Genomic DNA, 12152 nt, shown 5'->3' with positions numbered 1-12152 from the left:
GGATACATGATTATTGCTGTGTCGCCGCTTGTTGTTCTGCCTCATAAGCTTTCTTATCTCCCATTTTAAAGAACGGATAATATAATAGAATTTGAGAGATAATAATTAATACTGTCATGATGAATAGTAACCAACCACCAGAAATATAAGCTGCAAATGGTGCTGGTGTTACCCATGGCAATTCAATAAGTGGGTTAAAGGTAGATAAAATTCCCGTGATTTTAAGGAATACGATACAAATTAACCCGCCAACTATTGAAGATGCTACTAATGGAATAAAGTAGATTGGATTCAGAACAAGCGGTAATCCAAATACAATCGGCTCATTAATATTAAAGATATTTGGGACGATACCGATTTTCCCAAGTGATTTATATTGCTGTGACTTCGCAAATAGTAGATTTATTGCTAAACCTAACGTATTTCCTGTTCCACCAATGGCAACTGCAAAATGCATTAAACTAAATCCTAAATAAGGAATTTCTGCAAAAGGTGTTCCTGAAGCGAAAGCTGTAATAGCTGCTGTAAATAATGGAGCTGTCGCACTATACCATACATTTATGATTGGTGCTGGGTGTAAACCGAAGAACCAACATATATTCATGAATGTAAAGATAGCAATTACTGACCATACAGACGATCCAATGAATTTTACAGGTAACGAGATTACTTGACTTACAAAGTTGAAAATATTTTCATAAGGAGTATAGCCAAATATTACTCTAATAAAGAAGATAAGTGTGAAAATGATGATTGAAATAAATACAGGATTAATCGCATCAGCTACCATAGGTGGTACCGATTCTGGTAATTTCACTCCAATATTTTTTCTTTTTAATGCACAGTACAATTTACCAGTAAACACGCCGACAAACATGGCAACGAATATACCATCACTACCTAGGTACTGATTTAAAATAGCTGGAACTTGCTCTTCTCCAATCTTAATTGACATTGGCATTAAGCATAAGAAACTACCTAATGCTATAACAGCAGCTGTCATTCCGTTCATGCCTTCTTCTTTCACATAAGAATAAGCGATAATGACAACCATATATACTGCTAACAATCTAAGTGTCGCACTAATCATGTCTTGCATGTGCGTATACAAACCAATTTGAATTAAAAATTCTTTCCACCCTTCAAATGGTAGATTACCTAAAATAGCAAACAATGTAACACCGATCGTAACAGGAATTGTCATCATCATCCCTGATGTAATAGCATTTACTACTTTACTATTTCCGAGATAATTTGTTAGTGGTGTGATGATTCTTTCTAATCCGTTTCTTATCCCTTCTAACAGCTTCATAATTACCTCCAACATTTCTGACTTTTAATTAATTTACTTTTTTCCTTTTTCTACGTAGCTCATATCATTTACAGATTGAACTTTATATTTCCCATCTTTATATACAACTTTTGAAACACTTGCATTTCCTAACCCTTCTTCAACCTCATTTAAAGATTCAGGAGATATTGAATATAATAAATCCATTAAAGATATACCATGTGATACAACAAGGACTTCACCGCCGCCATCTTCTGCTACTTCTTTTGCAATTTTATCAACTTCTTTTTTCATTCTCTTTGTGACTGTTTCAGTATCTTCAGCCTGTTTACTGTTATCAATCTTCGCTGCAGTTTTTTGCATAATATCGATGTCGAAATTATTCATAAATTCTTCATAGGTCATATTATTAGCTTGCGCAAGTTTTTCCCGAAAAGTATGATTTAATTCCCCTTCAAACTCACCGAAACATGCTTCACGCAAATTTTTACTTTGATTGATTTTCATATCTTTATTTCCACTTTGATCTAACACAATTTTCGCTGTTTCTACCGCACGTCCACTATCGCTACTATATGCCTTTTCAAACTTAACTTCTTTCAAACCTTTCCCAAGGTTCTCTGCTACTGCAACACCATCTTTTGTAAGTGGTGCATCTGCCCATCCTTGTACTCTATCAGTCGTATTTAACATCGTTTTTCCATGTCTTACTAAATAAAATTCAACTGGTTTTTCTTCTTTTTTCTCCTTAGCTTGTTCTGCCTTATTAGGAGAACATCCAAACAAGGAAACTGCCAAAGAAGCTACTAAGCAAAACGATACTATTTTTTTATTCATCGTATAATCTCCTTATGGGCAATATCGGTAATAGAATGATTATTTCCTAATGAATTAATGTAATCAGTTATTTTGACTGATTAAATAACCAATTTATCATCTCTTTATCTTGTAAAGCTGGTACCCAAGAGAAGTGCCCCATTGGTTTAACGATTCCAGTTGGGTATTCTGTATATTTGATAGAAGAACCCCCTAGTTCTTTAATCGCTTGTACAGCATCTCTGCTATATTTCACATCAACCAGTGGATCATCTTCTGCATGGAAGACCCAAATTGGCATATCTTTAATATCCTTGAATACCGAAGTATCTTGCATTGGTTCATATTCACCAACTAGCTGATTTCCCGGCAAATCTCCTATTCCACAAATCGGAACAGCAGCTGCGAAAAGATTCGGGTTCTTCTTAATAACATTCCAAGTGCCAATTCCACCATTGGACATACCAACAACATATATGCGATTTTTATCAATATCATATTTATCGATGGTTTCTTTTAGTAAATTAAACATCGTAGTATAGTTTGGTTCCTCGGTCCAATACGCTGTAAGGGTTTCAGCGGCTTCAACCTGAGGAGCTAACACATATGCAGGGTTTTTCTTTTGCTGTTCTGGATTAGCCCACGCTACAGCGCCCTCATTTCCTACGACTTGCATATAGTTGTCATTTCCTCGTTCACCTGATCCATGTAAAAATAAAACTAGCGGATATTTTTTGTTAGGCTCTTTTTTAGGCTCAAAAAGTCTGTATTGCATTTTGCTTCCAGAAGCATCTTGATAGACCCCTTTTTTAAAGTCATCCACAACAGGAGTAACTACATTTGAAATTTTATTTTTCTTTTCAGATGCTTTAAAGGTTGCGCCTTCTTTTGTTTTAATTTCTTTCGTAAGAGATAACTTATAATCTAAATTATCTCTTGTACTTAAAAATTTTTCTTCATTAAATGTTGAGGTAGATGCATATTTATCGTTTTCATCTAATTCAATCACGACGTATTGTCCGTCTTTTGAAGTCTCTGATACCTCAGCTTTATTATTTGTATACACTTTCGTTATTTTTCTATTTTGAGGCTTCCCATTCACTTCCACCTCAACTTTAAAACTATCGTTTGTTAATTTTGAGCTATCTATTGTATCTCCAAAATCACAAACGACAGTAGCTCCTACTTCTCCATACGGAAGAACATTCGTTATAAGTGTTATATCTGAATCTTTTAAAGCCTTATCTTTGCTTTCTGATGAACATCCTGAAAGCACCAAACCACCTGTCAGGCTCCCTATTACCATACATAAAATTGGAAATTTCTTTATCTTTTTCAGACGATGACCCCCTCAAAATATGTACTTTTCAAAACTGACATAAGTCGTATAAAGCTCGTTAATCATTCCCGGTGTATAACTATTAATCACCTAAAATGGTTTTCACGCGCTCAATTACTTTTTTCCCATCTAGCATGCCGTAAGCTGCCATATCAATAACTTCAATTGTCTTTTCTGGCAATTGACTTTTCACAGTATTTAAGGCATATCGAACTTGTGGCCCTAATAAAATTACATCAGCTGCCGGACCAACATTTTTCGCTTCTGTTAGTGCATAAGCATTAATTTCACAGTTATACCCTGTTGATTCTGCATATCCTCTCATTTTGTTCATTAACATACTTGTAGACATACCTGCATTACATAAAAGTACGATATTTCTCATATTAAAAACCTCCAATAATTTATTTAAGCGTTTTATATTTCGTTTTTGTAAACGCTTACTTCATAATTTCAATATAAACTATGGTCTAAGACTAGGGTCAATAGCTTAATTTAATTAATTCATTTTTTTGTATAAACTTAATTGAGCACCGAGTAAAAGTTCTTTTGTTTCAAAAAAAATGCATGTAATTGTAGACTATGTCTAACAATTACATGCATTTCTTCATTTCGTTCTCTACTTCACATTTACTATGTCACTTTATACGGTTTAATTTAATAACAGGAATCATAATAATATAATGTTCATCTGTTTTTTCTTGACTCTTTGTTTCGCAAACGTATCGACATAAAATATCTCCGTTAAGAGAGTATCCCTGTTCCTGCATTATATGTAGTGCTTCATCAAATATCAACGATGATATCGGTTCATTTACATCTTTTTCATATAAATAATGCAAGCACTCTCCCATATCTATTTGAAAAACTGTATCATCAATATGTAATTGGCACTCTTTCATCTTTAATTCAGATATGGCCATTACCCAGTAACTATTATCTATATCCTTCATTTTATAATCTTCAAGTGGAATACATAATGCTGGAGAAACTGTTGGCAAGAAATTTAACCATTCTTTTAATAGAGGATTTACACATAGCGCTCCATCATTTAAATGAACATGTTTGAGAAAATAATAAGTGCCAGTTTGTTTTATAACCCATCGTCTATCTTCTTGTTTATATTCTTGTAATAAGTTAATAAATTCATTTATTTGTTTTGTTTCTATCTCTAATTGTTTTATCGCTTCATTTTTTTCAGCTATTTTATTAACACATTTTTTCATTATGTCATCATATTCTAAGCCGTTAAAAATCGATCCAATTTCTTTCACATGAAAACCCATTTGTCGAAAGCTTCTAATTGCTAAAAACACTCCAAAATCCTCATATGTATAAAATCTAAAACCATTATCTTTATCTTTTTGTGGTTTTAGGAATCCTTTCTTTTCATAAAACCTTAAAGCATCTATTGAAACTCCAAATTCCTTTCCTACTTCTCCTATTTTATATTTCTTCATACAAATCACCTTCAAATCTATAATTCCTTTATATACCTATATAGTGTAACAAGTTTTGAAAAACAATTATATAAAAATAAAAAAGGTTTCGTTTTATAGAGAAAACTCTTTTTATCGAATTTAAGCTAGTACTCTACTTAAAGTATAAACTTCAATTCCCTACTACTTCACCATGCATATCATATAGCTTTAACGCCATCATTAAATTAAATCTCACTTCTGCATGATTTAAATCAACCGAAATGAGTGACTCTATCTTTTCAAGCCTGTACAAGAGTGAGCTCCGGTGAATAAAGAGCTCTTTGGCAGCACTTTTTACATTTCCATTATTTTGTAAAAATACATGTAGTGTATTATACAAATCTATATTCTTCCCTTCTGAATATTCAAGGAGCGGACCAATTTGTTTCTTAATAAAAAGGTCTACAGCTGCTGAATGATTCAAATGATGTAAAATGGCATAAGAACCTAGATCTTCAAATAGCGCATACCCCTTTTTGCGGAATCGGCTAGCTAAAATATTTAGAGCCTGCATGGCTTGCTGGTAACTAATATAATAGTCTTCCAAATGTTTTGTAACACCACCAATTCCTAACAAAACACGACATCCAATAGGTGATGAGTTAATCCATTTTTGAATACTATAAAACACCGTTTCCCAAAATATATCAGCTTCCTTCTTCTGTTCATCTATTGGAACAATTAAAATTTGCTCATCATTATGGGATACTGCAAAAATACCTGTCCCTAGTTCTGGAAGACGAGTCTTAATTAAATCCCATATAAGCGACTTTTTCGCTTGGTGTTCGAGTAAGTTCCCTTTCTTTAATTCTTCCTCATCAAGTGAAATGGATAATACAGCTACTCGATGTTGTTTGAAAAGGTTCCACTGATACAAGTTAGCATATTGTAAAATATTATCTCGATCCTCAATTTTTTCAATTAGTAATTTACTAATAAAGCTATCTTTCATTTGTTCTTTCGTATCTAGAACGAGTTTTTGCTTAATAAACTGGATTGAGCATATATTTCGAGCTAAATCAATCGTTAATTGATCAAATTCATCCATGCCTCCAATCGTTCTTCGCACTGCTAAATACCCTAAAAAATTACCGCCCCCATTAATAATCCAAAACGAAAAACAATTTTCACTATTATTCGGATCATTAATTTGGAAAGTATCTGTTATTCGTTGTTGTTTTCGTTCTTCTCTCGCCAATTCAGATAAATGTTCTGCTATACGCCCACCATTTTCATCATTATATGCTATAGGTTGCATAAATCTATCAAAAATAAATACTGTATCTTGAAACAAACTACCCAGCATTGTTGTAATGCCTTCAAAATTATTATCATCGACCGTTTCTTTTAATAATGCTTGCTGATAATCTAATAGAAAATGAAGACGTTGCTTATGTTCTTTCTCACCATTATATAACCTTGCATTATCTAGTATGGTTGCTAAATGATTTGCAATCATTTCAAGTGATTTTGCATCTGCTTCTGTAAAAAAACCTTCGCATTCCTTTTCAACATGCAATACTCCAATTGGTTTCATATCAATAACGATTGGGGCAGTATACTGTTCACCACCAATCGTTTCAAAAAATGGAAAGTGTTCTTTTAATACATATTTATCCTCAACCATAATTTTGTATGGCTTTCTCATTTCTCCATATGCAGGTGCTTGAAAAACAAAACAGTTTTCAGTCTCGTTATATAAATAAACACATGCAAAATTCGAATTTGTTTCATTTCCGGCTTTAGAAGTTACCTCATAAACATGCTTTTCTAACGGAACATCTAACGACAGGTTTTTACTAATCCATCCAAAACCTTCAATCTTTTTCAACTGCGATTCTTTTTGTCTAGCCACAGCTATCGCCACTGCTATATCTCTTCCAAACTCTTCAAATGATATTTCCATATCTAAAAGTGGCACGTAACTTGAAAATGCAACAACACAAAAACCAAAATGCTGGATATCATCTTTTAATGGGACAGTGAACCAAGTCTCTACCCCAGCACTTTTCAATGTTTCAGATAGAAGACACACTTCTGGTAAATCTGCCGTTTGATCTGTCATGCTTTGATATTGTAGTTTGGAGGAACATTCATCAGAATGAAGTGGAAACGCTGAAGCTAAAGAAGTTAAATTACCACTCCAAGCTTTTGGTAAAAACTGTCCACCTTCATTAAAAATTACAGCGACGAAATCACAATGTAATTCTGCACAAAAGGAATGAGTTAAATACTGAAGCGCCTCTTCTTCCGTATCGATTTTAATAAGCTGGCGTGATGTATTTCGCAAATGATATTCTATTCTTTTCATTAATCTCTCTCTCTTATTACTAGACACGCCCCATCCCCCATTTCACCTTTTCTCTCTATTGTATAAGAAACGTCACACAAAATAAAAGTAAATATTCTAACTATTAACTAAACAAATACGAATCCCGAAGAAATATATCCCCGGGATTGATTATTCACTATTTGGCTGTAGTTACATTGTTATTTCCACTAGCGATTTCTTTTTTCTCTTTATAATAAATTCCATGTTCTTCTTTCACAAATAACAATGCTATGCCACCAATTACAGCAGCAGTTGCAATTGCTGCAAAATTATATTGAGGCAATAAATGCATGGAAAGAAGAATACCTACCAAAGTTGGAGCTACCACACCTCCAAGACGCCCAAAAGCCATTGTACTTCCTACCGCTGTTGAGCGCATATTACTAGGATAATATTGAGAAACAAATGCATTTGACATATTTTGTAGTCCGACAGAAGAAGCACCAATGACTGAAATTAACAAAAATCCAATAAACATATTATTTACAAATCCAATGAGTGATAACGCAATTGCTCCACAGAAAAATAATGGGACAAGTACTTTTTTAAATCCAATTTTATCTACTATTGGGCCGAATATGAGTGTTCCAATAATAGCTCCGATTTGCATGACAGCTGTAAATGTGAGGCTTGATTTGAGATCGTATCCTGACTGCATCATAAGCCTTGGTAACCATGTACTCATAGAGTAAATGAGTACGAAAGCACTAAAACATGAAATCCAAAACATAATTGTACTTACGGCGCGCTTTTCCTCAAATAACTTAACAACAGGAGAACCGGCTTCTTTAGTTGGTGGTTTTGTAAATTCAATTGTCACATCTTTACTTAATTGTGGATTTACCTTAGCTATTACTTTTTTAGCTTCTTCTATTTTTCCTTTCATTAATAGGAAACCAACAGACTCAGGAATACTTTTCATTAAAAACGGGATAAACAATAATGGAACTCCCGCTAACCAAAAAACAAGCTCCCATCCTGCTGTCGTAAGAATGGAACGACTTGTAAGTGCCGCCGCCATTGCTCCAATTGAATACCCGCAAAAAATAAAAGATACGATAGCAGTTCGAATTCGTTTTGGCGAAAATTCTGTTGCTATAGCAATTACATTCGGCATAACTCCGCCAAGTCCTACACCCGCTATAACACGAAAAATAGCAAATATTACAGGACCGTTCGCAAAACCGGCTAAACATGTAAATAGACTAAATAAGATTGTAGTTACTAGTATAATATTTTTACGACCTATTTTATCAGCTAATAAACCGAAGAAAGCAGCACCAATTGCCGTTCCTATAGCTGTACAACTACCAATCGCCCCTGCTGTAACATCTGATATTCCCCACTCTTTAATAAGCGAAGGTACAGTTGCTCCATAAATAACAGCATCATATCCATCAAATGCAATTACGATAAATAGCCAAAATATTAACCAAATATGCATGGAATGGATACGACTCTCATCTATCACTTTCATCGGGTTAATCGATTTCACCTTAATAGCCCCCTTATATAGGAATTTTCCCTTTCTTGTACTCCACAACTAGTAAACGCTTCCAATTATCCTTTCTCAAGTTTCTGAAATTTTTCTGAATTTTCCGTATTTAAATTGTAATAACTACTACTTAAAATTGTTATCCGCTTTTTATAGGAAAAAGAAAAGTAATATTCCTATTTAATGTGGACTTTACTTCATAGGAATTCAATTTCTGTTCAGGGAGTTTCTGTAATTGAAGTAGAGAGGCAAATTAAAATAATTAAGAATTAAGGTTGATACATTGAAAAAACCCATTGAAATTTGAACATAAAAAAGAGATGCATGAAGCACCTCTTTTGCATGTATTTTAACAAAAATAATCCATTCAAACTCTAATTATATCTTCAAGTGTTTCTATTACTTTTGCTATTGCTACAATTGAATTCTCTGTTTCAAGTTCCCCAACATTTAAAGAATGGTTTGCGTTCTTCACAACCTCAATCTTTAAATTCGTTTTATGTAATTGATCAATTTGATCTGCATTGTATTGGTGATCTTTGTCTCCAATTACTAAAAGCCCTTCGTGATGACTATGTAAGATTGAATCAAAAATCGAATCAAACGTTAGTAACGGTGTCAATAATATCATTTTTGACTGTAAAAATTCTTCTCTCTTCATTAAATCATTTGCAATTGGGATTGTTCCGAGTGATTTCCCTAAAAACATAGTATGGTTGTATTGCTCATCTTTTAATACTTCATTCATTATAGGATTAATATCATCCATCATTACTTTCGTTACTTCTTCCATTGGTTTATTCATTAATTGTCCATCATAGGAATAATGAATATGTACAACATCAATTTTATGTTCAAGCATAAGCATCGTCGAATAAAAAAACAACGGCTTATCATAATTGTATCCTGAACCTGAGAACATAAAGCAAACCGTATTACAACCCTTTTCAATATGTGTGTAACGAATTACTTTATTATCTATATGTATCTCTTTTTTAGTCCCCTTCACTCTTTTCTCCCTCCGAATACATTTACTTTTGTAAAACGATATGTTCTGTATGAACTGCTATATCCTTTACTTTCTCTTTTATAAATGCAGGCTGTACGTTATATGCATGTAACTCTTCTACCGGCACCCACTTAAACAAATACGTTCTACCCTCTTCTTCCAAAATATATTGATCCGCTCCATTTGCAGGCAATTCATGCAGCTCTACTTCATAATAAAAACTAATCTCATGAAACTTTCGCTCATAAAGTGTAAAGAAATTTTCTACTGACCATATCAATCTCTTCCCTTTAATAGGAACACCTAGTTCTTCTGCAAGCTCTCGTTTTAACGCATCCTCACTATTTTCTAGCATTTTCACTCTTCCGCCTGGTACATACCAAAAATCTTCACCGTCACCTTGCAAAATAAGGATTTTATTACCTTGTTTACAAATTGCTCCAACTCGGTAATTAAAACATGTTTCCTCTACTTTAAACGTAAGATCCATCCGTAATGCCCCCTAATATATTAAATATCGAATTATTACAAAACGATTATGTATGTGCTGTATAAATAAGATTACTAAATTTTTCTATTTCGTTCAATGATTTTCGAACTTTCCAAAAACTACACTCACCTTTTTGTCATTACAGGTATTTATACATATGTTACAATCACAGTGCACACTAGAAAAGCATGATGGGGGTACGAATGGAAACGTTATTAATCCAGCAAACTGAGAAATCAAATAAGTTTTGGAAAATCGTTGTGAAAGAAAAGGACTATGTTGTGTTTTACGGAAAAATTGGCACAGCCGGTAGTGTGAAAGCAAAAGAGTTTGAAACAGCAGAAGAATGTATGAAAGAAGCTAACAAACTAGTTGCTTCCAAACGTAAAAAGGGATACATAGACCCTATTCTAGGGGAAGATTACATAAAAGAAAAGACGATAACAGAAGAAGAATTTTGGGAACTACTTAAACGTGCAAAAACGAAAGGTGAAGACCAAGAAGAACAAATAGAATGGCTTATTTCTCACCTTGCTAAACGTACAGTACATGAAATTGTTGCTTTTGATACGCATATGCATCATATATTAAAAGCTTCCTATACATCTCGCTTATGGGCAGCAGCCTATATTATTTTAGGTGGGTGTTCGGATGATTGTTTTGATTACTTCCGCGGATGGTTATTATATCAAGGAAAAGAGACATACGAAGCTTGTATTGAAGATCCAGAACGGTTAATTTCTGTGTTAGAAAATTTGAGTGAGTATGAAGTTCCAGAAATAGAAGAACTTTCTTTATATTTCGGTTTCACTGTATATGCAGAAAAAACTGGTGACGAAGATGATACTTACTTTACACTTTACCATGTCTTATCTAATGAAGAATTCGACGATGTAGATTTTGAATTTGACTGGAATGAAGACGATGAAGAAGGTTTAAAAAAGATGTTTCCTAAGCTATGGGAGATGTACGGGGAAGAACCGATTGAGTGGTAGATTAATATTAGTACTCTGTTTAAACAATAAACAGAGTACTTTTTTCATTTTATTGTTATTTAAACTCTTCTTATTTTATACCACTTATCTAAAAGTACTTGTTCTCTCTCAGCTGAAATACTTGCTTTTAATTCGAATATAATTATTTGTAATTAAATATTATACAAAATTTGTTGATTGAATTTATAATCAACTAAAAGTTCATTTTAAACCCATTTTTATATAAATCTGCTGCATTCTGAACGAAATTACGTTTCATAAAAAATATCGAGCATTCTCAAAACAATTAATATATAAACTTTAGAAAATTAGAGGATATTTAAGTAAAAGCGCAAATACAATTAAAATCTTTAATAAATGAAGGAGTGTATACGAGATGAAAAAGCGATTTTTTGTGCTTTTTTTCACATCAATGTTACTTTTTGGTTGTAACCAGACCGTTCAAAACAAACTACCTACTTATAGCAGTATACAAGAAGCCATTAAAGGAGGATTACAGCAAGAAGGTGTGACGAATAATGCAATCATATCTCAAACAAAAATTGACAATAATGTATTCATATTTTATGTCGAAAACGATGCTTTAGGAGTTGGTACTATTAATACAAAAAATAAAAATTATATGTGGTATAGAGGTCAACAATATATGAACATTGAAAACAACGGAAATTCATCCCCCTTTTTAGAAGGAACAATAGAAACACAAGATAAAAAGAAATATCAGATAATCGTTGGGAAAATAAATGATAATTCAACGAAAGAAGTAGTTGTAACCGAAAATATGAATCGTTCAATCGTACCTGTCGATAAAAAATCTAGAATATTTTATTATATAAAATCTGATAAAAAAGGAACAGTAGATGTCGAAAAAAAATATTTTTCAGATATTTACAAATATTAAGTA

11 protein-coding genes are annotated in these 12152 nt (G+C 33.0%); 2 read left to right on the top strand and 9 right to left on the bottom strand.

Annotated elements, in window-relative coordinates:
• Positions 1-10: 10 nt before the first annotated feature.
• The 9 genes from CDB3_RS09110 to CDB3_RS09070 all read right to left on the bottom strand — a co-directional run bounded on the left by CDB3_RS09110 (position 11) and on the right by CDB3_RS09070 (position 10253).
• Positions 11-1312: a PTS sugar transporter subunit IIC gene (locus CDB3_RS09110; RefSeq protein ID WP_128854213.1), complete on the bottom strand. Its 1302-nt coding sequence runs from the start codon at positions 1310-1312 to the stop codon at positions 11-13.
• A 33-nt stretch (positions 1313-1345) separates the two neighbouring features.
• Positions 1346-2128: a histidine phosphatase family protein gene (locus tag CDB3_RS09105; RefSeq protein ID WP_128854212.1), complete on the bottom strand. Its 783-nt coding sequence runs from the start codon at positions 2126-2128 to the stop codon at positions 1346-1348.
• A 67-nt stretch (positions 2129-2195) separates the two neighbouring features.
• Positions 2196-3383 (bottom strand): prolyl oligopeptidase family serine peptidase, encoded by a 1188-nt coding sequence (locus CDB3_RS09100; protein WP_256869712.1) that lies wholly within the window; start codon positions 3381-3383, stop codon positions 2196-2198.
• 145 nt (positions 3384-3528) lie between these two features.
• Positions 3529-3831, bottom strand: a complete 303-nt coding sequence (locus CDB3_RS09095; protein ID WP_128854210.1) for a PTS sugar transporter subunit IIB — start codon at positions 3829-3831, stop codon at positions 3529-3531.
• Between the two features lie 253 nt (positions 3832-4084).
• The gene (locus tag CDB3_RS09090; protein WP_128854209.1) at positions 4085-4906 is read right to left on the bottom strand and encodes a MerR family transcriptional regulator; all 822 of its coding nucleotides are present in this window, start codon (positions 4904-4906) and stop codon (positions 4085-4087) included.
• A gap of 151 nt (positions 4907-5057) precedes the next feature.
• Positions 5058-7265 (bottom strand): helix-turn-helix domain-containing protein, encoded by a 2208-nt coding sequence (locus tag CDB3_RS09085; RefSeq protein ID WP_128854208.1) that lies wholly within the window; start codon positions 7263-7265, stop codon positions 5058-5060.
• Between the two features lie 130 nt (positions 7266-7395).
• The gene (locus CDB3_RS09080) at positions 7396-8754 is read right to left on the bottom strand and encodes an MFS transporter (protein WP_128854207.1); all 1359 of its coding nucleotides are present in this window, start codon (positions 8752-8754) and stop codon (positions 7396-7398) included.
• Between the two features lie 367 nt (positions 8755-9121).
• Positions 9122-9763, bottom strand: coding sequence for an alpha/beta hydrolase (locus CDB3_RS09075; protein ID WP_128854206.1), 642 nt, complete (start codon positions 9761-9763; stop codon positions 9122-9124).
• A gap of 22 nt (positions 9764-9785) precedes the next feature.
• Positions 9786-10253 (bottom strand): NUDIX hydrolase, encoded by a 468-nt coding sequence (locus CDB3_RS09070; protein WP_128854205.1) that lies wholly within the window; start codon positions 10251-10253, stop codon positions 9786-9788.
• A gap of 203 nt (positions 10254-10456) precedes the next feature.
• Here CDB3_RS09070 and CDB3_RS09065 point away from each other — a divergent pair, with 203 nt between their 5' ends.
• Positions 10457-11248 carry a DUF4240 domain-containing protein gene (locus CDB3_RS09065; RefSeq protein ID WP_128854204.1) on the top strand — a complete coding sequence of 264 codons (792 nt, stop codon included), beginning with the start codon at positions 10457-10459 and terminating at the stop codon, positions 11246-11248.
• Between the two features lie 376 nt (positions 11249-11624).
• The gene (locus tag CDB3_RS09060) at positions 11625-12149 is read left to right on the top strand and encodes a hypothetical protein (RefSeq protein WP_128854203.1); all 525 of its coding nucleotides are present in this window, start codon (positions 11625-11627) and stop codon (positions 12147-12149) included.
• Positions 12150-12152: the final 3 nt, after the last annotated feature.

The organism is Bacillus sp. CDB3 (genome assembly GCF_002081505.1).
GTDB classification, from domain to species: Bacteria; Bacillota; Bacilli; order Bacillales; family Bacillaceae_G; genus Bacillus_A; species Bacillus_A cereus_AT.
This window is presented reverse-complemented; position numbering and strand designations above follow the sequence as displayed.